Genomic DNA, 24,519 nt, shown 5'->3' with positions numbered 1-24,519 from the left:
AACGTATTGATTTGATTACGCCAAGGATTCAAGTTGAGCCAACACAATACTAAAATTGTCAGGTGCGCCCATGCGCAAAATTTGCTTGCGCCAATGCGTGACGCATTCTCTGGGTGGATATTCCTTAAAGCTCTGTTGCAAAACTTCAGCACTGAGTACGTCGTGCACGCCGTCGGAGCACAGCAATATGCACTCACCGACAGCTAAAGATTTTTCAGCCCGCGCAATGGCAAAATCAAATGCGCCCTCATCCGCCACCAAACAATGTGCTAAACCGCTGTAAATGTCGGCATAATCTTCATCCGATTGCGCTTGACCTGAAGCGATGAATTCATTGAGCACGGTGTGGTCATGACTGAGCTGCTGCCAGTCGCCTTGGGTATTGATGTGATACGCGCGGCTGTCGCCGACATTGAGAATGGTGCACAAATTGTTTTTGATGCTCGCCGCGACCAGTGTGGTGGATGAGCCGTAGGTCTCGCCCCTCGCCATTTTTTTGCACATTTGTGAGTGTATTTGACGAAGCAAACGCGCGTCAAAAGAATGGCTGTGCTGAGTTTGAGCCAGCATGTCCATCCAATATCGACTGGCTAAATCGGGATGTGGACTGACAGATACGCCATCAGCCACCGCAATTAACAACCCTTTGGTGTGATGGGCGTTGCAGCTGACAGGGTGATTGAGCGATTGGACTGTACGCGTGCCATCGAACAAGGCATCTTGTTGCTCGCGTTGTTGTTTGCCTCGATGCTGCGTGGTGGTGACAGTGAACATGGCCATCCTGTTATGTGGTTTAAGCCATGATTAAAACAAATTGTGCGACATTTTGTGTCGCACAAAAATAAATACGTGAAAATTAAATGGCTTGCTTCTGTACACCCCAAACATCAGAGCCAAAACTAAACAACCACTTGTCCAAACGCATGCTGTCAACAACGGTGGCTTGTATTTTGAGCTCATCACCATGTGCTTGAATGGTTTGGTCTTCGGACAAACGACTTTCATACAAATGCTGCCCTGCGTGCTTTTTAATGACAAACTCAAGATGAATGTGGGTTCCATGACCAAAACCAAAACCGCCTCGCGCATCGTACTCGCGCAAGTCAAAGTCGTCAGGCGGGGTGAATGTGCGCCCTGTGTCGTGCGCGGTTTGAATGCGATTGAGCACGAGTTGGCGGTTTTGCGCTACGCCTTCATGCCCTTCAAATCGCACAACCAAATACAGCCGACCATCATCTTTTTGTGCCAAGCCCAAAGGTTTGACTTGTTTGGTTTTGATCTCGCCTTTTGCGTTGCTAAACGTCACTTTCAACCAATGGTTGTGATAAAGCGCATCACTCACCGCTTTAAACACTTTTTCATCCACCATCGGCACAAGCAATGGCTGCAAGGTATTGACAACCATGACTTTTTTCAACCAATCGTTATTTGCTGTATCGCTTGAATGATGGCGTAACGTGGATTGTGCATTTTCAAAAAAACCATGCATGTGGTTTTGTAGAGATGCTGGTAACAAGGCACTTAAATGCCGTCTTGCCAGCTCCATGAATAAAGCTTCTGATTCATTCATTTGCAATAAACTCAAACCACCCGCCTGATCTTTCCAACGAAAACCATATGGTTTTGAACTGTCATCACACTCAATATCAAAATGCTCACACAAAGCAATCAAATGCCGTTCAATGGTGCGTTTACTTCTTTCATAAGGCGTGCCATTGAGTTGTTGATGCAACTCCTTGCTGCTGATCTTTCGATGGCGAGGGATGCGTTTAAGCAATTCCATGCCCAGCCTCAATGCAGCAATGTCATTTGCTCTTTTGACCATTTTTCAGCCCTTCTCATCATCAAAATCAATTCATTTTATCTTGCTTACTTTGCTTGAATTGATTTACTTTGCCCCGCCACTTTCCCCACCAAGAAGATCCCCACAATCACCAACGCTGTGCCCATCAGTTGGGTCGTGGTGACGGGCTCTCCGAGGAAAAAGTAACCCATGCCGACCGTGGCGACGGGGCCAACCATACCGACTTGCGAGACAATCGGCGAGCCGAGTCGAGCGACAGCGAGCATGGTGAGGACAACAGGTGCGACGGTGCACAACAGCGCGTTGAGCAATGAATAACCATAAACGACCGCATTTTTGCTCAATAAACCATGCCAATCGCGCAGCACCACGTAATGCATGAGGCACAATACCGTTGAGACCGCCATTGCATAAGCGACCAAGCGCGTTGCACCCAAACGTTTGACCAACTCGCCTGTCATTAATAAATAGGTGGCATACGACAACGCACTGCCAAACACCAACGCGGAGCCAAGCGCAATGTTTGAACCGCCCACTTCCAACTCATGCCAAAAGACCAAGACAATCCCCACATAAGCCAGAATCATGGCAAGCCATTGTTTAACATCAATATTTTTCTTTAAAAAGAACTTTGAAATAATCAGCACCATAGAAGGTGTGAGGAACAAAATCAAACGCTCCAAGCCGACGGTGATGTATTGCAAGCCTAAAAAATCAAACAAGCTGGCGATGTAATAACCAAAGAAACCGACCACGCACACCTGCACATAATCGTTGCGCGTCATCTGATATGGTTGCGAGCGACGCGCCCACAGGCCAATCATGATAAAAAAGGGTAAGGCAAAAATCATCCGCAGCGTCAGCACATCCACGCCATCCGCGCCTTCACGGTACATGAGCTTTGCCAAAATGGCTTTGGTTGAAAAAAACAAGGCACCCAAAATCGCCCACATGAGCGCGGTTTTTCGTTGGCGGGTGGAATAGGTTTGGCTGGTACTCATAAATGACACTTCATTGAAAAACGCCCATGGACGATGGGCGTTGGGCTGGGTTGATCTTCGGTTCATCGGCTTTCATTATATCGTTGTTCTACCGATTAAGCGCATTGGGTCAATATTTGATTGGCACTAATGATGAATCACATACAAACGCATGTGTTCATTGAATTCAATAGAATCCGCGCACTCAAATCACCCCATATCATCATTTCTGCATGGATTTAACTGGAAAATGAATCAAGCGATGTTTCGAGAAATGCTTGCTCAATCCAATGAGATGGAAGGCGTTTTACAACCCCGTATAAAACCAATAAAAGGCAACACAAAAGCGACGCATTTGACTGGACTCCCGCCAACAGCATGCGGGAGTGACGGCATGCTTAATTAAAGCACATGGTTTATTTTGAAATTTTTGAAATTATTTTTTAAAAGCGCCCCATCGCGTTAATCCTCACGACCCAATATGTCCGCCAACCTGCGTGCAGTTTGATCACTGATGCCACAAGGCTCTGCCAGCGTTAAAGTCACTTGCCCAAGCTGCTGATACATTTGCGCATAATCCATACGCCATCCCTTCAAAGCGGCGACTTGCTTCTCCACCACAGCCGCATCGCCACGGGCTATCGGCCCCGTCAACGCAGCTTGCGTGCCCATGCTGAAAACATTATTCACCGTATCGCTGACAATCGGCTGCAAAATCGCCATCGCCTGCTCACGCGCCACACCCGCTTGCGTAAAAGCCTGAATGCTGACCTCCTGCAATGCCACAAGGTAATTGCACGCCATCACACTGGCCGCGTGATACAAGGTTTTCGATTCAGGCTTAATCGTAAAACAGTGCCCACCAATTGCAGCAAAAGCCGATTCTAAAACAGCCAATGCCGCAGCGTCACCTTCCGTACCGCAAAAAGTGCCTGTGAAACCTTGCACCGCTGAGTCAGGGTTGGCGAAACTTTTAATCGGATGAGCACTGGCGATCTGCGCACCGCAGTTTTTTGCAGATTGCAGCACCTCATGCGCGGTCAACGCGCCGCTGCAATGAAAGACGATTGAGTCTTGATTGAACGCGCCATGCTTACTTAAATCAGTACAACACGCCTGTAGCTGGTCGTCAGGACACGCCAACAACCAGACATCAGCGGCGGGTAAAAGTGAAAGAGCGTCCACATCAAAAGCGGTGCCTGCTTGTATAAAATCAACCGCCGCTTGTGCACTGCCAATACTGCGATTACAAACCGCACCGATTTGAAAAACAGAGTGTGCATGCCAAAGCCGCGCCAAGGTTTGCCCCACGCGCCCTGCGCCGATGATGTTGAGTGTGTGCATGAAGTGATGGCTTTAGAAGATTTTTCTTGTGAGAGCGAAAGATGCACTCAAGCAAAACTTAGATTGAGTGCTTCCAACTGCGCCGCAGTCCCCACATTTTCCCAAACGCCCCCAAAATACTCACCGCTGGCCACACCGTCCGCAATGGACTGACGATAATACGGACTCATCGGAATTTTTTCACCGACAGGCAGTTGATCAAACTGGTGCATGTCGTACAAGCCAATGTTGCCAAAAGTCAGGGCTTGACCTTGTTCGGCATCCAATCCAAACAACCGTCCGCCATTCAACACAAAATCGCCTTTGGCATGAAAAGCGGGGTTGTCGACCATGACGAGGTGCATGTGCGGTTGTTCGGCTCGGGCAAGTTCGGCGGCTTTGGCGTGCAGGCTGGCGTAGTTGTAATCGGTGTAAATGTCACCACTCACCGCGAGAAAAATGGGGCTGTCGCTGTGTGCTTTAAGCTGTGGCATGGCTTTGGCAATGCCGCCTGCGGTTTCGAGCGCGTTGCCTTCAGCGGAGTAATGCAAGCGCACGCCAAATTGCGCACCGTCACCGAGCGCAGCGGGGATTTGCTCGCCGAGCCACGCGTGGTTGATGATGATGTCGGTGATGCCTGCTGCGGCAATGGCTTCAATTTGCCAAACTATCAGCGGTTTGCCCGCGACTTCGAGCAACGGTTTAGGCTTGACATCGGTCAACGGACGCATCCGTTCGCCGCGCCCTGCGGCAAAAATCATGGCGACTTGAATCATTATTTGACCTTTTAGAATGTGTAACCGACTTGGGTCGTATCGGCCGCTTCTTCTGCAACGGCATCTAAAATATGCAACAACGGTGCAAAATCACGGTAGCGTGCAGCCACTTGACGGGTGTACTTCAAGACCAAAGGCAGGTCTTTCAAATAGCCTGATTTACCATCTCGGTGGAACAAGCGGGCGAAGATCCCAAGCACTTTGAGGTGGCGTTGCAATCCCATGTATTCAAAGTCTTTGTAAAATTCATCGAATGCTGCTGGCACATTCAAACCTGCTTTTCGTGCTTGCTCCCAGTAACGCACGAGCCAGTCAATTTGTTGCGCCTCAGGCCATTCAATGTATGCGTCACGCAGCAAAGACACGAGGTCATAAGTGATCGGGCCATACACCGCGTCTTGAAAATCCAAAATACCAGGGTTGTTGTCGTCAATCACCATTAAGTTGCGGCTGTGGTAATCACGATGCACCCACACTTGCGTTTGTGCGAGGTTGTTGTCAAGCAGTGTGCTGAAAACGTGCGTGAGTTGGGCGGTTTGCGCGTCCGTTAAGGTGAAATTTTTGTGCACACCAAGATACCATTGTGGGAACAACATCATTTCATTGAGCAAGCGTTCACGGTCGTACAGGGGCAATTCATCGGGTGTGCTGGCGACTTGCAGTTTAGTCAAAGCCGTCAAGGCATCGCGATACAGTGCATCGGCTTGGCTCAGGTCGTGTTCAAGCACCGACAAATAGGTGTGATTGCCCAAATCGGTGAGCAACAAAAACCCTTGCTCCAAGTTTTGCTCAAGGATTTTGGTCACATGCACGCCGCTGCGACCAAACAATTCAGCCACGTGGATAAAGGGCTGACAGTCTTCGTGTGAGGGTGGCGCGTCCATGATGATGAGTGTGGGGTGTGCTGCGTTGCTGCTTTCAATGCGGAAATAGCGGCGAAAACTGGCATCGGCAGAGGCCACAGACAAGCTGGCGTGGTGGATGCCCAATTCGGCAGGTAGCGTGGTCAACCATTGTGCGAGGGCTGCGGTGCGGTCATCGTTGGGTAATATAGTGCTCATATTGGGCTCACGTTCGATTCTGTAGAAAAAATGAATAAGCAATGGCGAAGTGATCAGTGGGCAAACACACATCCATTGTACGGTTGCGCCGCCTCAGCGAATTTTATCGGGTACAATTGCAACTGTTTTGCACTTTCGATCGGCTCACTTTGCGCCATCAAATCGCTGCATTTTACCTGATTCCATGCACCCATTGCATCCGTTCTTGTACTTACTGTCACGTCCTGACCGACCGCCGGTTTTTGCAGACGATGACTGACCATTGATGATTATTGCTGATGACCGTTATGCTGAAAAAAATCCACCCGTCGCTATTGATTAAGCCTTTGACCCAACACGTGCGCATGGCCATGGCGTTGCTCACTGCAGCTTCAATCAATGCGCACGCGCAGGTCAGCATCGAAACAGCGAAACAAGACCCTGTGCCTTCAGCCATCGGCACCGCACGTGCGGTCGCCCTCAGTGACACCCTTGCCAAGGATGCCAAAGCCAAGGTGATCTTGCCACACAGTCCAAGCAACCCTTTGCCGTATTGCGATGAACTCAGCACAGCCACCGTTAAAAAATACCCCAAAGACAACACCATCGCCGATGCCAACACATTAACAGGTCAGGTCAATGACAACATCATTTTGAAAGGCAAAGCCTGCATTGCACGCAACGACATGCGCATGCAAGGCGATGTGGTGAATTACGACTACTCGAGCGAGCAAGTCACGTCAACGGGCCATGCGGTGTTGCGTAACACCGCGGGCGATGAAGTCACGGGCACCGTCATTCATTACAATTTATCCACTCAAAAAGCCGAAGCAACGCAAGCCACCTATGCCATCAGTGCCACGGAGGGTCGAGGTAAAGCAGAATCATTGTCTCTGCTGTCCAGTCGCCGTGCACTGATGCAAGATGCTTACTACACGACCTGCCGTGCCGAAGATCCAGATTGGTATTTGAAAAGTAAAACATTGATGATTGACCAAGACAATGACCTTGGTCAAGGGACGAGTGCTGTGTTGGTGTTTAAGAACTTACCCATTTTGGCCACGCCTTACATGCAATTCCCCTTGGGTAACCGCCGACGCTCTGGCTTTTTGTCTCCAACGATGGGCATTTCCAGCACATCGGGTGTGGATTTGACCATCCCCTACTATTTCAACCTCGCCCCCAATTATGATTTGACGGTGTATCCCGGTGTGACCACCAAACGTGGCGTTAAACTGGGAGGCGAATACCGCTACATGACCCGCCAATACGGCACAGGCATGTTGTCAGGCAATTATTTGCCCTACGACAGCACCGCAGATCGCAGCCGTTTTTACTGGCGAGCACAGCACCTCGTATCTGGTGACTTGGGCGGCGGCACATGGTCGGCTTGGATGGATGCACAACGCGCATCGGATAAATCCTACCTCGATGACATCCCAACCAAAAACACCAACGCCTCCAATCGCATCTTAACCAGCGAATATGCCGCTCAATACAGCAAGGACAATTGGACAGCACGCATCCGCGAAAAAACCAACCAGACGTTACAAGACAGCACCAACAGCGTCACGGTGCCTTATGACTTTGAACCACAGCTCACCATCACAGGCACGAAGCGTTGGGGCAATTGGATCGCCAACACGGATGTTGAAAGCACACATTTCACTCACCCAAACACCAACTACGCCGAAGGTTGGCGTCATGTGGCTTACCCCAGCGTGCGTTATGAATATCGCCGCGCGGCCGGTTTCATCACCCCAAAAATCGGTGTGTATGCCACAAAATATGATTTATCACGTGTCGCCAGTGGATACGATGCGAGCGCAACACGGGTGTTACCCATCGCCAGTGTGGACTCAGGTTTGGTATTTGAGCGCAGCAACAGTTCATGGCTGGGTCGCCCTGCCATTCAAACGCTCGAACCGCGTTTATATTATTTGTATGTGCCTTATAAGGACCAAAGTCGCATCTGGAATTTTGATTCCGCTCTGGCTGATTTTGATTTGTCACATATTTATGGTGAAAATCTGTTCACGGGTCGTGACCGCATTTCCCAAGCCAATCAAGCCACACTCGGCGTGACCAGCCGTTGGCTGGCTCAAGACACAGGCGAGCAACTGTTCCAAGTCACAGCGGCACAACGACATTACTTTACTGAACAGCGTGTGACCCTGCCTGGTGGCACAGTGGACACCACACGCAAATCGGATCTTTTGCTGTCTGCATCGGGTCAAATTGCCCCCCATTTTTGGGTAGACGCCTTTGCTCAATATAATTTCGACAGCAGTAAATTATTAAGAACCGATTTGACCGTACGCTGGCAACCTGCACCCAAAAAAGTCATCAATGTCGGATTCCATAAAAACAGTGTATCAACCACACCAACCCGCAGCGTGTATGTCTCAACCCAGTGGCCTTTGACGAAAATATCTAAGTCACTGTACGGTGTGGCACGCATTAACTATGACCTCAAAAACACCCGCGTGTCTGATGCTTTGGTCGGCATCGAATATGCCAAAGACTGCTGGGTCTTTCGTTTGGTGGGCGAACGCACCATTTCCGACAGCACCAATACCGCCAATAACTCAATCTACTTTCAACTGGAACTCAAAGGGTTAGGTTCACTGCAAAATGACAACCCCGCTTCCACGTTGACCGATGGCATTGCAGGCTATGAAGTCGTCAAATTTGTGGATGCTGAACCCGAAACCCCCATCAAGAACAAGCTGAACGATCGATAAATGGCACATCCAAAAAAAAGCACACGCCCCATGCGTGTGCTTTTTTGCATCAATTTGATGCAAAAATCAATGTAAACAAAACCTTCTGGTGCAAAAAACAAAGGGCTTTACTTCAATTTGCACCATTTTCAATCAATCGCACCAAAAAAATCAACAATTGAACCAATTTGGACAAATTCACGCACCAAAATCGGTAGTACCATTCATTTTTTGCACTCAAAAGAAGCATTGACTCAATCGACGTGCATTGCCATTCAACATTTGGAGAACAAACGTGAATAAACAAGATGGTGCTGCAAGCATCAGTCAGTTTTTACAGTTACAAACCAGCATGGATGTGTTGTTTTTGTTGCTGGGTGCCGTCATGGTGTTGGCGATGCACGCAGGTTTTGCCTTTTTAGAGCTGGGCACTGTGCGCAAGAAAAATCAAGTCAATGCCTTGGTTAAAATATTGGTGGATTTTTCGGTGTCCACCTTGGCATATTTTTTTGTTGGCTACGGCATATCATACGGCATTCATTTCTTTGGCAGTGCCGAATCATTGACCCAAAACAATGGTGTCGAACTGGTCAAATTTTTCTTCTTACTGACTTTTGCTGCTGCGATTCCAGCGATTATTTCGGGTGGAATCGCTGAACGTGCACGCTTTGCCCCCCAATTGATGGCCACCGCCTTATTGATCGGTTTGATTTATCCAATTTTTGAAGGCATTGTTTGGCATAGTAATTTCGGCGTACAAGCATGGTTCAAAGCCATGTTTGGTGAGGAATTCAAAGACTTTGCAGGCTCGGTCGTGGTGCATGCAGTTGGCGGCTGGATGGGACTGGTGGCCGTGCTGTTTCTCGGTGCACGCCGTGGTCGTTACACCAAAGATGGACGCATGGCCGCGCACCCTCCATCAAACATTCCGTTCCTCGCTTTAGGTGCTTGGGTACTCACAGTGGGTTGGTTTGGCTTCAATGTCATGAGTGCACAAAGCATCGCAGGCATCTCAGGCTTGGTCGCGGTCAACTCATTGATGGCCATGGTGGGTGGTACATTGGCCGCTTTAATCATTGGTAAAAATGACCCTGGCTTCATTCACAATGGCCCTTTGGCAGGTTTAGTCGCTGTGTGTGCAGGTTCAAATCTGATGCACCCGATTGCAGCATTGCTGGTTGGTGCAATTGCGGGTGCGCTGTTTGTCCACATGTTCATCATCACGCAAAACCGCTGGAAAATTGACGATGTGTTGGGCGTGTGGCCATTGCATGGCTTATGTGGCGCATGGGGCGGCATTGCCGCAGGTATTTTTGGACAAACAGCACTCGGCGGTCTGGGTGGAGTGAGTTTTTGGGCACAACTGATCGGTACATTGATGGGCATCTCCATCGCCGTCGCTGGCAGTACGCTGGTGTATTATGCCTTGAAACGCACCATCGGCATCCGATTGAATGCAGAGGATGAGTTTATGGGGGCTGATTTAAGCATTCACAAAATCAGCGCCACTGCAGATGATTAAAGGCATCGCCCCACACGAAAAATCCCCAGCATCTGCTGGGGATTTTTACATTCATGAGAAAAAAAGCCTCATTGATTATTATTGCTGTACATCATACTGCGCCGACACAAACACATGCGCATCCAAACGCTCCATGCCACCACCAAACCGGCTGCCCCGCACAGGCGCTGCAGAATCATAATCGCGGCCAATCGCCAAACGGCAGTGGCGACCATCCGTGACACATTGGTGGGTGATGTCCAAACTCAGCCAATCATGATTGGGCGTGTAAACGTCCACCCAAGCATGGCTGGCAACGTGCCCCACATCACCCGTGTTCAAATAACCACTCACATAACGCGCGGGCACACCCACTGCATGGCAGCAAGCAATGAATGCATGTGCATGATCCTGACACACCCCCATGCCCTGTGCAAAGGATTCAGATGCAGTGGTCGACACGTTGGTCGAGCCCGTGACATATTGGATGCCACTGTAAATTCCGTTCATCAAATTAAATAAATCATTTTCAGTCGGTTTGCCAAAATTCAACAACTCGTTCGCCAGTTCAGTCAATGCAACATCGGCCTGCGTGTAACGGGTGGCTTGGGTGTACACCAATGGGGACAAGCCATCGGCCTTAAATCGGTGGCTGCTGGCATCTTCAGCAATTTCAACCACGCCTTGTACCGACACCTCCAAATGTTGGATGGGCTGCGTGATCGTCATGATGTGGGTACGGTTACCGAAAGCATCAATCTGTTGCTGTAAACGCGTTGGCGCGGCAATACTCCAGTTCACCACATTTTGCCCAGCCCCACTGCGCGGGGTGACCCGCAGCAGTTGAATTAAGTACGATACTGGATCGTCGTAATCGTAGCGGGTGCGGTGAATAATTTCAAAGCGCATAGGATCCATTCAAAAAGTCAGCTTGTTTATCATCAATCAAAGCAACCACATTGATTCACCCATTAAGCTGCACGCGTCGAATTCAAAGGCACCAAAAATTCGTGACTGATTTGATTACCTAGATTGTAAGCTTTTTCTAAAAACTCGGTCAAATAGGCATGAATTCCACCCGAAAGCACATCTTGAATGCGTCCATATTCAAGGTCTGCAAGCATTTTCCCTGCCAGACGTTCTGTTTCTGCTGAGTAATCATTGCGCACGTACTTCAAATTTTTGACCAAATCATGGATGCAGGCGGCCAACGAACGCGGCATTTCCTTGCGGAAAATCAACAGCTCTGCCACACGCTCAGGCGTAATCACATCGTGGTAGGTTTTGCGATAGACCTCAAACGCCGACACTGAACGCAACAACGATGCCCAATGATAAAAATCATCGGTTTGATCCATGCCCAATTCATCTGCATTGCGCTCCGAACGTTCAAAAAACTTCAGATCAAGCAAACGCGCCGTGTTGTCCGCACGTTCAATAAAAGTGCCCATGCGCATGAAGTTGAAAGACTCATCTTTCAGCATCGTACCGACCGCCACACCACGAATCAGATGTGACTGATTTTTCACCCATTCCAAGTATTCAGGTGCTTCTGTGTAGGCTTTATCGGTTGAAATCCATTCGCGTGTTTCCAACCACATGGTGTTGACCGTTTCCCACATTTCAGAAGTCAACGTTCCGCGCACAGCACGCGCATTTTCACGCGCAGCCCACAGGCAAGAGATGATGGATGCCGGATTGCGTTGATCGGTGATGAGGAAGCGCATGACATTTGGCGTGGTGATTTCGCCATACAATTCTTTAAACAACGGCTCCAGCTCGGACAACCCGAGCATGGCACTCCACAATTCAATCGCCTGCTGCGGCGCATGTGGCATGAGCAAGGTTTCATAGTTCACACCCAACATGCGTGCGGTGTTTTCTGCACGTTCGATGTAACGTGCATGCCAATAAAGGTGATCGGCGGTTCGGCTGAGTAACATAGTGTCCCCTCGTTTTAAATTTTATACGCCATCCACCACCATCATCGAATCAATCGCGGCACTTTTCCGCAATTCAATCAATGCTTGATAGTCAGATGAGTCATACCAATGATGAAAAGCCTGCATGTCTTCAAACTCAATAATGACGACCCGTTCAGGCTGCCAGTCACCAAATAACACTTGATGCGGACCTGCTTTTGAGATGTATCATCCACCAAAATCAGCAATGGTTTTCGCTGCGGCCAGTCGATATTGCTCAAATTTCCCTGCGTCTTTGATGATGTGTGAAGCAATATAATAGGTGGACATGATCACTCCAATACCCAAGTGTCTTTCGTCCCGCCACCTTGTGAGCTGTTCACCACCAATGAACCTTCTTTCAAAGCCACACGCGTCAAACCACCAGGTGCAAGCTGCACTTCTTTACCTGACAACACAAATGGGCGCAAATCAATGTGGCGCGGCGCAATGCCGCTGTCAACAAAGGTCGGACACGTCGATAAAGCCAATGTCGGCTGAGCAATGTATTGCTCTGGCTTGGATTTCACGATTTCACGGAACTCATCGACTTCAGCTTTGGTTGACGCTGGCCCCACCAACATGCCATACCCCCCCGCGCCGTGCGTCAATTTAACCACGAGTTTATCCATATTGGCCAACACATAGCTCAACTCATCGGGCTTGCGGCATTGATAGGTTGGCACATTATTTAAAATGGGCTCTTCTGACAAATAAAACTTGATCATGTCAGGTACAAAAGGATAAATCGATTTGTCATCGGCAACACCCGTGCCAATCGCGTTGGTCATGGTCACATGACCCGCGCGGTAACAGTTGAGCAAACCAGGCACGCCCAAAGCAGAATCATGACGAAAAGCGAGGGGATCAAGAAAATCATCATCGACCCGACGATAGATCACATCAACCCGTTTCGGCCCGCGCGTGGTGCGCATGTAAACGTGCAAATCGTCGACAAACATGTCCTTGCCTTCAACCAACTCCACACCCATTTGCTGCGCAAGAAAAGCGTGCTCAAAATACGCACTGTTGTAAGCACCAGGGGTCATCACGACGACAGTTGGATCGTCAATACCACTGGGCGCGACACTGCGTAAAGTATCGAGCAAGAGGTCTGGATAATGTGCGACAGGTGCGACTTTGTATTTTGAAAACAGCTCTGGAAACAGGCGCATCATCATTTTTCGGTCTTCAAGCATGTACGACACACCCGATGGCACGCGCAAATTATCCTCAAGCACATAAAACTCACCTGCACCCGCGCGTACAATGTCGACCCCTGAAATGTGCGAATAAATCTGCCGCGCCACATCCACACCTTGCATTTCGGGACGGTACTGCGCATTGCCCAAAATTCGCTCCGCAGGAATCAGCCCTTCTTTCAAAATGCGTTGATCGTGATACACATCTTGTAAAAACATGTTCAACGCCAACACGCGTTGACGCAGGCCTTTTTCAAGCTGCTGCCATTCCGTTTTGGGGAAAACACGTGGGATGATGTCAAATGGGATCAAACGCTCGGCGCCTGACTCCTCACCATACACCGCAAACGTGATGCCAAGTTTATGAAACATCAAATCCGCCTGCTTGCGCTTATCTGCCAAATGCTCAGGCGTTTGTGCTTTAAGCCAAGCCTCCATCGCCTGATAGTGCTCGCGGACCCCCGCATCGGCATTCATTTCATCGTAAAAGTGGTTGGGCATCGTCATGGGCATCCTTTGTTATAATAAAAAAGGTGAGTCTAGGTGCTGAGCATTAAAATAAAAGTATTCTATTCATAAAAAATACTATAAATCCATTATGCACGATGCGCTCCATACAAGTAAAGCCAAAAACGCACGATTTTGGTGCAAAAACAAAGCCATGCATCATGCATGGCTTATTTTATTTCGATTTTACGTCTTTATTTATCAAGGATTAGGGACAGAATGCCTTTTAATAAGAAACCAAACACCCCCAATACCAAACCCAACAACAGAATCATTGTCCCAAATCGACCCGCTTTGCTGTCACGCGCCAGTTTAAACACGATAAAAACCATCAAAGCGCACAAACCACCCACACCAACATAAAACCCCCACTCTGAAAATTGTGCTTCAGTCATGACCTATCCTTATTTACTGTTCCGATTGAGCCGCATCTTTTTTCAACCATGCGCTGAGCATGTGAGGCTGTAAAGCATCGTATGCCTCAAAAGGCTGATGAATCCACGGGCTGTTGTCAAGCAAATCCACGCAATAATCAGGTTCTTGTTTCGCCCAACCTTTGCGCCACAAGACAGCCGAACGCACACCGGTGATGGCTGGGTAGTGAGTGCTCAAATGTTCTTTCACCTCAGCCAATGTGACCCCTGTATCAATCAAATCATCCACCAACAACACACGCCCTGCCAATTCACCTTGGGTCATCGTGATGTTTTTAGAAATATCCAACGCACCTTGCTTCATGCCAACCGACTCACGGTATGAACTGGTTGATAACACCGCCAAAGGTTTATCAAAAATACGGCACAGAACATTGCCAGCCACCAATCCACCACGTGCCAAACACAAGACAACATCAAAATCCCATTTGGATTCATAGACTTGTAAAGCCAATCGCTCGATCATGCGATGGTAACCTTGCCAATCCACGTACAAGTCAGTTTCAGTTGTTTTTTGCATGCTGCCCTCTATAAAGGTAATCACAAAGCAAAATCCTGCCTTGCGATCATTAAAATTAGATATTTTGAACGGGAAAACCAGTGCCGTTTCGATAAAAAAACCATACCGTCTTGCGTACAACATCCCTTGCTCACAAGCGATGCGAAGCGGCCAAAGCCAACCTCGTACAAAACCCAGGAAAAACAAAATAAACCCACAAACCACGCATTGGATTATTTATGAAGTTCCCTCATGGTTGTAAAGAATATTATTTTACTAAAAAACCCCAACATGCAGTTGGGGTTTTTTGACTTGCTATGGATGTGCCTCAAAGTGTGGCTGCGTTTCAAAACACACCGAACACCATTACAATTACAATTACATCATGATGGTGTGAACGCGATCAGGACCCGTCGACACGATGTCAATGCGCACGCCACACACTTCTTCAATGCGACGCAAATATTTCTGCGCATTGGCTGGTAAACCATCCCAAGTGGTCACACCAAAAGTAGACTCCGTCCAACCTTCAAATGTTTCATAGATGGGTTCGCAACGTGCCACATCATCTGCACCACGTGGTAACAAATCATATGTCACACCATCAATCGAATAGCCAACGCACAATTTCACTTCTGCCAAACCATCAAGCACATCCAGCTTCATCATGGACAAACCCGATACGCCATTGATTTGAATCGAACGGCGCAATGCGGCCGCATCAAACCAACCACAACGACGCGCACGCCCCGTCACAGAACCAAACTCTTTACCGACTTCGGCCATGTGCTTGCCACTGGCATCGTTCATGCCTTCTGCATTGTACAACTCAGTCGGGAACGGCCCAGAACCCACACGGGTGCAGTACGCTTTGGTGATGCCCAACACATAAGACAATTTACTGGGCCCTACACCCGCACCCGCCGCCGCTGCACCCGCAACACAATTGCTGCTGGTCACAAAAGGATACGTGCCATGATCAACATCAAGCAAAGTGCCTTGCGCGCCTTCAAACAGCAAACGGCCACCAGCCTGCTGAATGTCAAACAATTGAGCAGACACATCTGTCACCATCGGCTTCAAACGGTCAGCGAAAGCCAATGCGTCATCCAAAGTTTTTTGAAAATCGACCGCTTCCGCGCCCAAAAATTGAGTCAATACAAAGTTATGGTATTCCAAAGTTTCTTTGAGCTTGGCGGCAAAGACCGTTGGATTGAACAAGTCTTGTACGCGCAACGCACGGCGCGCCACTTTGTCTTCATAAGCAGGACCAATGCCACGACCTGTGGTGCCAATTTTCGCGTCACCCTTTTTCGCTTCACGCGCCTGATCCAAGGCAATGTGATATGGCAAAATCAATGTGCAAGCATCCGAAATAAACAAGCGGTTGCACACCTTCACGCCTGCGGCTTCGAGCTCACCAATTTCTTTAAACAAAGCTTCGGGGGACAACACAACGCCATTGCCGATAAAGCAAGGCAAGCCATCGTGCATGATGCCTGATGGAATCAAACGCAATACTGTTTTTTGACCATTGATGATCAAGGTATGACCTGCATTGTGACCGCCTTGGAAACGCACAACACCTTGCGTGGTTTCACTCAACCAATCGATGATCTTACCTTTGCCCTCATCACCCCACTGGGTACCAATGACAACGACATTGCCTTGTTGTTGCGCTGCTAACATAATGAAAAACCTTAAAAAAAGTAAACTCCACTTTTTTTGGTTTGATTAGAAACTTGATGCGGCAAAGCCTCAAAAAATTTGCATACAACCAAAAAAATCATTCTAACCATCCATGCACGATGCGATGGACACTCACCCAACCTAATGCCTCGCCGCTTAACGCACCCGAACCACCCACTGCCCTGCATCCAGCACCAACTCACGGTCACAAACAAAGGCATCCTCTTCATGCACTTGATGCTCGCTCACTTGAATCACCACTTCACCTGCCGCACGCAACTCAGTCACAGCAGCGCGCAAAGCCGCATCCATCGTCCATGGCGCACTGATTGCCTTGCCTGCAGGCGCACAAGGCAATAATTCAGTAATTTCCCGCAAATCCAGAGAAAAACCAGTTGCAGGGCGAGCGCGACCAAAGCGCTGTCCAATGTGATCGTAACGTCCACCACGCGCAATCGCATTCGGCATGCCCGTGCAATAAGCGGTGAACATCACACCCGTATGGTAATCATAACCCGTCAAATCAGCCAAATCAAACTGTACTGATTCACTGTTATCTAATGTCGACAAAGCTTGCAGTTCATTCAACGCGGCTGTGATTTCAGGGTAACTTGGTAAAGTGACGCGCGCACGTTCCAGCACCTCAACCCCACCGTACAAATCAACCAAAGCCAATAAAGCGGTGCAAATTTCATCATCGCAGCCATCGGTCAATTCCTTCAAAGCCGCCGTGTCTTTGGCTTGTAAAGCCACATACACGGCCTCTTGATTGTCCAGCAAATGCGGTGCACGAGCCAATAAAGCCCGAACAATCTGGGCATGAGACACATCCAAACGCAAGCCAGGCAACTGGCAAAAACGCAAAGAAGCCAACAGCAACGATTGAATTTCAGCATCGGCTTCTAAACCTTGATGACCATACAACTCAGCACCAATGTGCATTGGCTCCCGAGAAGTCAACAACCCAGATGCGCGCGCATGAAACACACTGCCAAAATAACACAAGCGCGTCACGCCTGAGCGATTCAACAGATGTGCATCAATTCGTGCCACTTGTGGGGTCATGTCTGCACGAATCGCCAAAGTTTTCCCTGTCGCCGCATCCGCCCACTTCACCGTGCGCAGATCCAAATCATCATCGGCATCGTCCAACAAAGCATCGGTATACTCGACCAGTGGTGGCATCACCAACTCGTAACCATGACGGCGATACACGTCCAACAACCCGCGACGTAAAACTTCAAGTGTGCGCGCTTGGCGCGGCAACACATCGGCGACTTGATCGGGCAAAACCCAAGCATTTTTTTTCATCAAAATCTTTCATTGCAAACGGTGCACCCATTGAGCAATGGGCTTGGCTGCATGCCTCAAAATGACCCTCATCCATCACACACAAGCCGATAAACTCAGTTGTTTGAACACAATCACGTTATCTTGAAGCAATAAAAAACACGCCTTGAAAAGGCGTGTTGTGCGGGCATTCAATTGGATTCCAACCAGCCCGTGCTTTTCCCAATCATTCTACGCGAATTCGATCATAAATTCACGTTTTTTTAATCAAATTCGTCAACCATCCTGTTAAATCAGCCAATATTCGTGTGCGTTCGGGCTCGCTTTCATTAAAAATTTCATGGTAGGCGTTGCGATAACAATGGATCGTGAGCGCACGGGCGTCGATTGGTGCCCCTCGGTTTGCATGCTGAGCTTTCAAAAGTGTGGCCAATGCATCGCTGCCAGATGCGTCCACCACATGGTCACTGCCTGCGTACATCAGCAAAGTCGGCATGTCAAACGCTTCAACATGAGCCCGCACCTGATCACCGCTCGTGCAGATGAATTTTGCCATGCGTGGGCTGATTCTTCGATGCACCAACGGGTCGGTTTGATACTGCAACACCACCTTTGCATCATGTGACAAATAAATTGGATTGACGGCTGGCGGTGTCAAAGCCCGATCTGGAAACAAGCACAACCCCACCTTCAAGAGTGCTTTTTGAAACAACCCCATGTGCACGCGCAAGGCAGGCGATGACAGCACCAATGCCGCTGGCTTAACATGTTTCTGCGTCACCGCCAGTGCCACCACCAAACCGCCCATGCTGTGACCAATGACAACAGGCGCTCGCCCTGTGACCCGCTTCACCCACTCAAACAGCTCTACAAAATCATCTATGAATGCATCATCACGGTGCATCACCCCTCGATCGCCATCAGACAACCCATGCCCACGCGCGTCATATCCCCACACATCGAAACCCATTCGTTGTAAAGTCACCACACACTCCGCATACCGTCCCATGTGTTCGCCATAGCCGTGCACCAACAACAATGGTGGCAGCACATCACCCCGTTCTGCCTCACCATCGGCTTTACAAACTGCCTCATCCCAAACAAAATGTGTCAATGTCAAACGGGTGCCATCTCTCACTTTAAAATCGCTCGATACCGCATTCACTGTGTCCATACGCACTCTCATTGTCATGTCAACCGATTGCTCAAAGAACAACACCCTAGGGAAGATAGAAGAGAGGGTGTCGATTACCCTCCATCCTCTCCTTGCATTACCACACCAAACAATACATTGAAATACATCAGAAACACATCATTTAAACCAATATTAAATCAATATTTTAATGCAACACAGCCCCTCATGAACCCATCCAATCCCTTCATCTCACACCATCGTCAGTCATCGTCGCATTCGAAACAGCCTCCATTGTTTTTTTGCGGTACAATTCGCGTTCTTTAACCCCTACATTTTATTGACGCTCATGACTACAGAAACCACGCCGTCTTTGATTGACAACCCAGCCTTGTTTGTCCAATGGTTGCGCGATGTAGCGCCCTATGTCCACGCATTCCGTGACAAGACTTTTGTCATTGCGTTTGGTGGGGAATTGATCGAACAAGGGCGTCTTGAAGATTTGGTGTTTGACGTCAGTTTACTCAAGGCAATGGGCATGCGGATTGTGCTGATTCACGGGGCGCGCCCTCAAATTGAAAAGCAACTCAGCTTGCGAGGCATTCCGAGTGACTTCATCAATGGCGTGCGAATCACCAATGTGGAAACCCTCGAAGCGGTCAAAGAAGCCTGCGGCGCATTGCGCCTGTCCATTGAAGCGGTGTTCAGCCAAGGCTTGCCCAATACACCCATGTCAGGCTCATCAATCAACGTGGTGTCGGGTAATTTCCTCACCGCCAAACCTGTCGGTGTGCTCAACGGTGTGGATTACCTGCATGCGGGTGTGGTGCGCAAAGTCAATCGCGATGCGATTCACAATCAATTGGCACAAGGTCAAGTGGTGCTCTTGTCACCTTTGGGATTCTCCCCCACAGGCGAAGTCTTCAACTTGTCCACCCCCGAAGTTGCCGCAGCCGTGGCCAGCCAATTACACGCGGACAAATTGATTCTGTTGTCTCATGAAAATTTGATCGATGAAGACAACAACGCGATTGCTGAAATTGACGTTGAACAAGCCCGCGCCATGGCGGAACAAATGCCTCTGGGTCAATTTTTACGGCTGTGCCTCACCGCATCGTGGGTGGCCGTGCAAAGTGGTGTTCCTCGCGCACACATCGTCCCAGTTGACACCGATGGCGCACTTTTGCTGGAACTGTTCCAACACGATGGTGTGGGCACAATGATCACCAAAAACCTTCTGGAAACACTGCGTGAAGCGGCGTTTGATGACCTTGGTGGGATTTTACAATTGATCACACCGCTGGAACAAGACGGCACCCTCGTCGCCCGTGGCCGAGAAAAGCTGGAATCCGAACTGCCTTTCTTCAGTGTGGTCGAACATGACAACATGATTCTTGGTTGCGCTGCCCTGTACCCATTCCCTGAAGAAAAAATGGCTGAAATGGCCTGTTTTTCGATTGACCCAGAAATGAAAGGCATGGGCTTGGGTGAGCGTATTTTGGCACACATGGAAAAACGCGCGCGCAAGCAAGGCGTCACTCAATTGTTTGTCCTCACCACGCGCGCTTCACACTGGTTTTTGAAACATGGCTTCGTTGCAGGCAATGTGGATGATTTGCCTTCAGATAAAAAACGCATGTACAATTGGCAACGCAAATCTCAAATTTTCATCAAGAAAATTGGGTGACATCTGTTGATCACCACGTGATCAACACGTGGATCAGCATTGAGCAATCAGCCCATCACCACCGTTACACCTTAATTTTTCAACACCACAACCAAAATTTTACATTTCAAACAGGATCACTTATGTCACGCACAGTTCAATGCATTCGCCTCGGCAAAGAAGCCGAAGGTTTAGATTTCGCCCCCATTCCTGGTGCACTCGGTCAACGCATTTTTGAAAACGTATCAAAAGAAGGCTGGTCTCAATGGCTCAACCACCAAACCATGCTCATCAACGAAAACCGCCTCTCCATGCTGGATCCACGTGCACGCCAATACCTGCTAAAACAAGCAGAAGCTTTTTTCTTTGGCGATGGTGCTGATGCCGCATCGGGTTACATTCCAACAGCTTAAGCCCACTCAATAACGGATGCCGATGGCATCCGTTTGTTTATGCAAGCCCCAACTTCCTTATAAATCAAGCCCTTATTTGACACCACTTCAAGTCACAGGTACAATGCGCATTGGTTTTAAAAACGTGCATAAAGGTTACCTATACTAATAACGACCCTTTTCCTAATGCCCAATACAGTGACTCATGAACTTGAGACGGTTCACAAATGAAATAACTGTTTGAATTAAATAGGATTTAAATGTTTTTTAAATTAAACTTAAAACGCACCCTACGCGCCATCGTGACATTGGCCACAGGTGCATCATTGACTTTTGGCAGCGTGGCTGCTTTTGCAGATGACTCTTTTTCTGAACGATTGATTGGCCGTGCCATGGATTTGGTTGGGGTCAAATACCGATTTGGCGGCACTTCGCCCACCACGGGTCTGGATTGCAGTGGTTATGTACAATACGTGTTCCAAAATGCGGTGGGCGTGACATTGCCGCGCGTGGCTGCGGCCCAAAGTCAAGTGGGCGAACGCGTGGCCAGTCAATCAGACATGCGTCCTGGCGATTTGGTCTTTTTCAACACCCGTGGTTTTGCCGCATCACATGTGGGTATTTACGTGGGTAACAACACCTTCATTCACTCCCCTCATACAGGCGCATCTGTGCGCTTTGACAGCATGAACAACTCTTATTGGAGTGCTCGATTCAATGGTGCCCGTCGTGTGAGCGCATCCAGCAGTCGAGCCAATGCTTTCGGCTCAAATGCGCCATTGGGCATGTAACCCTAACGGCTACACATCTCCATAAAGAAAACCCCAGCGATGCGCTGGGGTTTTCTTTATGTCGGGTCAATCAAGATCACTCAACGAACCTCATCATGCCACAGTCGAATGTTTTTCGACATGTAAATCCTTGATGCTGTTATCGTCATGAACAAACACCACTTTGGGGCGGTGTGTTTTCGCAGCGTTCACATCCATGCTGGCATATGACACGATGATGACTTTATCTCCCGCCTGCACATGACGTGCAGCCGCACCGTTCAAACAAATTTCCTGCTCTTTACCTTCAATGACGTACGTCGAAAAACGCGCGCCATTGTTGCAATTGTAAATATCAACTTTTTGATTGATCAACAGTTCTGTTGCAGCCAGTAAAGTCGGTGAAATTGAAATGGAGCCTTCATAATTCAACTCCGCACCAGTGACCGTGGCGCGGTGAATTTTGGCGTACAGCATGTCTACATTCATCATGGGTTCCTATTGTGTTATGGTGAAATTCGCGAACAACCCGATGCTTTTTCGGGTTTATATTGGGTTTCCCTAGATTTTTTTACGGTTTCCCCGCTCAAAATCCTTCTCATTTTAAACAAGCACAACGCTGGGTTTCACTTGTGATTGCCGATAAAAAAATCAAGCCGAAACGCTCAAACCACTGTGACGCAGCAATGCATCGACATTGGGCTCACGCGCCATGAACGCCTTAAATGAGTCCATCGCAGGGCGGGAACCACCCACAGCGAGGATGCTCTGCCAATACGTTTGACCCAGCGTGCTGTTAAGCAACGGCGCATCTTCAGCTTGAGCCGCTTCAAATGCTGAAAATACATCGGCGGACAATACTTCTGCCCATTTGTAACTGTAATACCCCGCACTGTAACCGCCCGCAAAGATGTGGCTGAAACTGTGTTGAAAGCGATTGAATGCAGGGGGTTTAACCACGGCAATCTCTTCCCGAATGGCATCCATCAAACCATTGATCAACTGCGGTGCATCGGCGGTGAATTGTTCGTGCAGTTTCATGTCATACAATGAAAATTCCACTTGGCGCAACATCTGCAATCCCGATTGGAAATTTTTTGCGGCGAGCATTTTATCGAACAGCTCATGCGGCAAACTTGCGCCCGTATCAATGTGTGCGCTCATGCGACTCAACACATCGAAATCCCAGCAGAAATTTTCCATGAATTGACTCGGTAACTCAACCGCATCCCACTCCACGCCACGAATGCCGGCCACCTCCAAATCATCCACTTGCGTCAACAGGTGATGCAAGGCATGTCCCGTTTCGTGAAACAAGGTGATGATGTCATCATGCGTCAATGTTGAATTTTGCCCCTCAAATGGTGGCGTAAAATTGGTCACCATGTGTGCAATCGGGGTCTGCAATGAAGCACCCTGCGGATCCAACACACGACGGGCACGCACCTCATCCATCCAAGCGCCTGCGTTCTTGCCTTCACGTGCAAACGGATCCAAATAAACACCACCGATGACTTGATCTGCTTGATTTTTGAGCTCAAAAAATTGCACATCGGCATGCCACACTTGGACGTTTTTCTTCACGAAGCGCACACCAAACAACTGCTCAACCACATGAAACAAACCGTTCAGCACGTTGGTCAAAGGGAAATAATCTTTCACTTCTTGTTCAGAAAAAGCATAACGCACCTCGCGCAATTTTTCACTGGCGTAGGTGATGTCCCACGCCTCCAAATCACTGAGCGCCAAATGCTCCGCCGCGAACAAGCGCAAAGCCACCATGTCTTCGTTTGCCGAAGCTTGCGCCTTGTAGGCCAAATCATATAAAAAGTCGGTCACTTGGCGCACCGAATCGGCCATTTTGGTCGCTAAAGAGACTTCAGCATAATGTGCATAACCCAATAAAACCGCCATGCGCTGACGCGTACTCAAAATATCAGCCATGATTTGACTGTTGTCCAACGTCGCATCGCCCAACTCGCTTGCTCGCGTCACATTTGCACGATAGATTTTTTCGCGCAGTGCACGGTCTTCTGCATATTGCATCACGGGGAAATACGATGGGAATTGCAAGGTGATTTTATAACCTTCTTTGCCATCTTTTTGTGCTGCCGCCTTCATCGAGGCTTGCGCTTCAACTGGAATGCCCATGACTTCAACATCATCGGCAAAGTAAGCGTATGCATTGGTTGCATCCAGCAAGTTCTCTGAGAATTTTGCTTGCAGTGCAGCCTCTTTTGCGCGCAACTGGGCGAACTCTGTTTTATCTACATCATTCAGCAAGGCACCTGACAATTTAAAATCACGCAAGGCATTGGTGACAATGTGTTGACGTGTGGGCGTCAATGCTTCCCAACGTGGGCTTTGGGTAAATGCTTGCTGCTGCGCAAGCAATTTATCACTTTGGCCGAGCACGGTGCCAAACTCAGTCACAGCCTCAAGTTGGGCATTATAGGCCTCGCGCCATTCTGGCGTGTCGATGACATGATGACAATGGCTGACCACACCCCACACCCGCGACAACCGCTCCATCACATCATTCAACGGCATCATGCAGTTGTCCCACGTGGCATCTGAAGGCGCGATGGCTTCTACTTGAGCCAATGTGGCGTGGGCATCACTTAGAACGGCAGTAACAGCCTCATTGACATGTGCAGGCGTGATGTCATGCCAACGTGGCAAATCAGTTAAATCAAGTAAAGGGTTTGATAAAGTCATGGCAATGCGTTTCTCTGAATATAAAGATACCGCATTATAACGCGTTGTTGGCGTAAAGTACTTGATGGAAAAAGGATAAAGAAAACCCACCACATGATACGGGCGGGTTTGT

Annotated in this window: 22 protein-coding genes; 5 read left to right on the top strand and 17 right to left on the bottom strand. The window is 48.8% G+C overall.

What is annotated here, in order from left to right:
- Positions 1-15 precede the first annotated feature (15 nt).
- The 6 genes from DTO96_RS05465 to DTO96_RS05440 all read right to left on the bottom strand — a co-directional run bounded on the left by DTO96_RS05465 (position 16) and on the right by DTO96_RS05440 (position 5,944).
- Positions 16-774, bottom strand: coding sequence for a PP2C family protein-serine/threonine phosphatase (locus tag DTO96_RS05465; protein ID WP_157964336.1), 759 nt, complete (start codon positions 772-774; stop codon positions 16-18).
- Between the two features lie 82 nt (positions 775-856).
- Positions 857-1,825, bottom strand: a complete 969-nt coding sequence (locus DTO96_RS05460) for a helix-turn-helix transcriptional regulator (RefSeq protein WP_114562567.1) — start codon at positions 1,823-1,825, stop codon at positions 857-859.
- A 44-nt stretch (positions 1,826-1,869) separates the two neighbouring features.
- The gene (locus DTO96_RS05455; protein WP_192879036.1) at positions 1,870-2,805 is read right to left on the bottom strand and encodes a DMT family transporter; all 936 of its coding nucleotides are present in this window, start codon (positions 2,803-2,805) and stop codon (positions 1,870-1,872) included.
- A gap of 441 nt (positions 2,806-3,246) precedes the next feature.
- Complete coding sequence (locus DTO96_RS05450; RefSeq protein ID WP_114562566.1) at positions 3,247-4,128, bottom strand: Rossmann-like and DUF2520 domain-containing protein; 882 nt, start codon at positions 4,126-4,128, stop codon at positions 3,247-3,249.
- A 47-nt stretch (positions 4,129-4,175) separates the two neighbouring features.
- Positions 4,176-4,883, bottom strand: a complete 708-nt coding sequence (gene murU / locus DTO96_RS05445) for an N-acetylmuramate alpha-1-phosphate uridylyltransferase MurU (RefSeq protein WP_225972570.1) — start codon at positions 4,881-4,883, stop codon at positions 4,176-4,178.
- Between the two features lie 11 nt (positions 4,884-4,894).
- Complete coding sequence (locus DTO96_RS05440; protein ID WP_114562565.1) at positions 4,895-5,944, bottom strand: aminoglycoside phosphotransferase family protein; 1,050 nt, start codon at positions 5,942-5,944, stop codon at positions 4,895-4,897.
- Between the two features lie 287 nt (positions 5,945-6,231).
- Between DTO96_RS05440 and DTO96_RS05435 the strand changes: the two genes are divergently transcribed.
- The gene (locus DTO96_RS05435) at positions 6,232-8,667 is read left to right on the top strand and encodes an LPS-assembly protein LptD (RefSeq protein ID WP_157964335.1); all 2,436 of its coding nucleotides are present in this window, start codon (positions 6,232-6,234) and stop codon (positions 8,665-8,667) included.
- A gap of 331 nt (positions 8,668-8,998) precedes the next feature.
- Positions 8,999-10,168: an ammonium transporter gene (locus DTO96_RS05430; protein WP_114563937.1), complete on the top strand. Its 1,170-nt coding sequence runs from the start codon at positions 8,999-9,001 to the stop codon at positions 10,166-10,168.
- Between the two features lie 78 nt (positions 10,169-10,246).
- Here DTO96_RS05430 and DTO96_RS05425 read toward each other — a convergent pair whose 3' ends face one another.
- The 9 genes from DTO96_RS05425 to DTO96_RS05385 all read right to left on the bottom strand — a co-directional run bounded on the left by DTO96_RS05425 (position 10,247) and on the right by DTO96_RS05385 (position 18,903).
- Complete coding sequence (locus DTO96_RS05425) at positions 10,247-11,056, bottom strand: transglutaminase family protein (protein ID WP_192879020.1); 810 nt, start codon at positions 11,054-11,056, stop codon at positions 10,247-10,249.
- 62 nt (positions 11,057-11,118) lie between these two features.
- Entirely contained in the window at positions 11,119-12,090 is a 972-nt protein-coding gene (locus tag DTO96_RS05420; protein ID WP_114562562.1) for an alpha-E domain-containing protein, read from the bottom strand.
- Positions 12,091-12,111: 21 nt separating this feature from the next.
- Positions 12,112-12,294 carry a DUF1330 domain-containing protein gene (locus DTO96_RS05415; protein ID WP_114562561.1) on the bottom strand — a complete coding sequence of 61 codons (183 nt, stop codon included), beginning with the start codon at positions 12,292-12,294 and terminating at the stop codon, positions 12,112-12,114.
- A gap of 107 nt (positions 12,295-12,401) precedes the next feature.
- Positions 12,402-13,817, bottom strand: coding sequence for a circularly permuted type 2 ATP-grasp protein (locus tag DTO96_RS05410; protein WP_373277821.1), 1,416 nt, complete (start codon positions 13,815-13,817; stop codon positions 12,402-12,404).
- 194 nt (positions 13,818-14,011) lie between these two features.
- The gene (locus tag DTO96_RS05405; protein ID WP_114562560.1) at positions 14,012-14,212 is read right to left on the bottom strand and encodes a DUF2788 domain-containing protein; all 201 of its coding nucleotides are present in this window, start codon (positions 14,210-14,212) and stop codon (positions 14,012-14,014) included.
- Positions 14,213-14,225: 13 nt separating this feature from the next.
- The gene (locus tag DTO96_RS05400) at positions 14,226-14,771 is read right to left on the bottom strand and encodes a phosphoribosyltransferase (RefSeq protein ID WP_114562559.1); all 546 of its coding nucleotides are present in this window, start codon (positions 14,769-14,771) and stop codon (positions 14,226-14,228) included.
- Between the two features lie 357 nt (positions 14,772-15,128).
- Positions 15,129-16,439 (bottom strand): adenylosuccinate synthase, encoded by a 1,311-nt coding sequence (locus tag DTO96_RS05395; RefSeq protein ID WP_114562558.1) that lies wholly within the window; start codon positions 16,437-16,439, stop codon positions 15,129-15,131.
- A gap of 156 nt (positions 16,440-16,595) precedes the next feature.
- Positions 16,596-17,750: an ATP phosphoribosyltransferase regulatory subunit gene (locus DTO96_RS05390; protein ID WP_114562557.1), complete on the bottom strand. Its 1,155-nt coding sequence runs from the start codon at positions 17,748-17,750 to the stop codon at positions 16,596-16,598.
- Positions 17,751-17,982: 232 nt separating this feature from the next.
- Positions 17,983-18,903, bottom strand: coding sequence for an alpha/beta hydrolase (locus DTO96_RS05385; protein ID WP_157964333.1), 921 nt, complete (start codon positions 18,901-18,903; stop codon positions 17,983-17,985).
- Positions 18,904-19,210: 307 nt separating this feature from the next.
- Here DTO96_RS05385 and argA point away from each other — a divergent pair, with 307 nt between their 5' ends.
- The 3 genes from argA to DTO96_RS05370 all read left to right on the top strand — a co-directional run bounded on the left by argA (position 19,211) and on the right by DTO96_RS05370 (position 21,710).
- Positions 19,211-20,548 carry an amino-acid N-acetyltransferase gene (gene argA / locus DTO96_RS05380; RefSeq protein WP_114562555.1) on the top strand — a complete coding sequence of 446 codons (1,338 nt, stop codon included), beginning with the start codon at positions 19,211-19,213 and terminating at the stop codon, positions 20,546-20,548.
- Positions 20,549-20,670: 122 nt separating this feature from the next.
- Positions 20,671-20,940 (top strand): oxidative damage protection protein, encoded by a 270-nt coding sequence (locus tag DTO96_RS05375; protein WP_114563935.1) that lies wholly within the window; start codon positions 20,671-20,673, stop codon positions 20,938-20,940.
- 239 nt (positions 20,941-21,179) lie between these two features.
- On the top strand, positions 21,180-21,710 hold the full coding sequence (locus tag DTO96_RS05370; protein WP_114562554.1) for a C40 family peptidase: 531 nt from the start codon (positions 21,180-21,182) through the stop codon (positions 21,708-21,710).
- A 93-nt stretch (positions 21,711-21,803) separates the two neighbouring features.
- Here the strand turns inward: DTO96_RS05370 and panD are convergent, their stop codons facing one another.
- Positions 21,804-22,181, bottom strand: a complete 378-nt coding sequence (gene panD, locus DTO96_RS05365; RefSeq protein ID WP_373277819.1) for an aspartate 1-decarboxylase — start codon at positions 22,179-22,181, stop codon at positions 21,804-21,806.
- 159 nt (positions 22,182-22,340) lie between these two features.
- Positions 22,341-24,407, bottom strand: a complete 2,067-nt coding sequence (locus tag DTO96_RS05360) for a M3 family metallopeptidase (protein WP_114563934.1) — start codon at positions 24,405-24,407, stop codon at positions 22,341-22,343.
- Between the last annotated feature and the right edge of the window lie 112 nt (positions 24,408-24,519).

The sequence above is a fragment of the Ephemeroptericola cinctiostellae genome (assembly GCF_003339525.1).
Lineage (GTDB): Bacteria > Pseudomonadota > Gammaproteobacteria > Burkholderiales > Burkholderiaceae > Hydromonas > Hydromonas cinctiostellae.
The sequence above is the reverse complement of the archived record's forward strand: the minus strand, read 5'-3'. Positions and strand labels throughout refer to the sequence as shown.

Bases quoted from the DNA above. Each gene is read 5' to 3' on its own strand.
- DTO96_RS05465 (WP_157964336.1), bottom strand. From the start codon at position 774: ATGTTCACTGTCACCACCACGCAGCATCGAGGCAAACAACAACGCGAG.
- DTO96_RS05460 (WP_114562567.1), bottom strand. From the start codon at position 1,825: ATGGTCAAAAGAGCAAATGACATTGCTGCATTGAGGCTGGGCATGGAA.
- DTO96_RS05455 (WP_192879036.1), bottom strand. From the start codon at position 2,805: ATGAGTACCAGCCAAACCTATTCCACCCGCCAACGAAAAACCGCGCTC.
- DTO96_RS05450 (WP_114562566.1), bottom strand. From the start codon at position 4,128: ATGCACACACTCAACATCATCGGCGCAGGGCGCGTGGGGCAAACCTTG.
- murU (WP_225972570.1), bottom strand. From the start codon at position 4,883: ATGATTCAAGTCGCCATGATTTTTGCCGCAGGGCGCGGCGAACGGATG.
- DTO96_RS05440 (WP_114562565.1), bottom strand. From the start codon at position 5,944: ATGAGCACTATATTACCCAACGATGACCGCACCGCAGCCCTCGCACAA.
- DTO96_RS05435 (WP_157964335.1), top strand. From the start codon at position 6,232: ATGCTGAAAAAAATCCACCCGTCGCTATTGATTAAGCCTTTGACCCAA.
- DTO96_RS05430 (WP_114563937.1), top strand. From the start codon at position 8,999: ATGGATGTGTTGTTTTTGTTGCTGGGTGCCGTCATGGTGTTGGCGATG.
- DTO96_RS05425 (WP_192879020.1), bottom strand. From the start codon at position 11,056: ATGCGCTTTGAAATTATTCACCGCACCCGCTACGATTACGACGATCCA.
- DTO96_RS05420 (WP_114562562.1), bottom strand. From the start codon at position 12,090: ATGTTACTCAGCCGAACCGCCGATCACCTTTATTGGCATGCACGTTAC.
- DTO96_RS05410 (WP_373277821.1), bottom strand. From the start codon at position 13,817: ATGACGATGCCCAACCACTTTTACGATGAAATGAATGCCGATGCGGGG.
- DTO96_RS05405 (WP_114562560.1), bottom strand. From the start codon at position 14,212: ATGACTGAAGCACAATTTTCAGAGTGGGGGTTTTATGTTGGTGTGGGT.
- DTO96_RS05400 (WP_114562559.1), bottom strand. From the start codon at position 14,771: ATGCAAAAAACAACTGAAACTGACTTGTACGTGGATTGGCAAGGTTAC.
- DTO96_RS05395 (WP_114562558.1), bottom strand. From the start codon at position 16,439: ATGTTAGCAGCGCAACAACAAGGCAATGTCGTTGTCATTGGTACCCAG.
- DTO96_RS05390 (WP_114562557.1), bottom strand. From the start codon at position 17,750: ATGAAAAAAAATGCTTGGGTTTTGCCCGATCAAGTCGCCGATGTGTTG.
- DTO96_RS05385 (WP_157964333.1), bottom strand. From the start codon at position 18,903: ATGGACACAGTGAATGCGGTATCGAGCGATTTTAAAGTGAGAGATGGC.
- argA (WP_114562555.1), top strand. From the start codon at position 19,211: ATGACTACAGAAACCACGCCGTCTTTGATTGACAACCCAGCCTTGTTT.
- DTO96_RS05375 (WP_114563935.1), top strand. From the start codon at position 20,671: ATGTCACGCACAGTTCAATGCATTCGCCTCGGCAAAGAAGCCGAAGGT.
- DTO96_RS05370 (WP_114562554.1), top strand. From the start codon at position 21,180: ATGTTTTTTAAATTAAACTTAAAACGCACCCTACGCGCCATCGTGACA.
- panD (WP_373277819.1), bottom strand. From the start codon at position 22,181: ATGATGAATGTAGACATGCTGTACGCCAAAATTCACCGCGCCACGGTC.
- DTO96_RS05360 (WP_114563934.1), bottom strand. From the start codon at position 24,407: ATGACTTTATCAAACCCTTTACTTGATTTAACTGATTTGCCACGTTGG.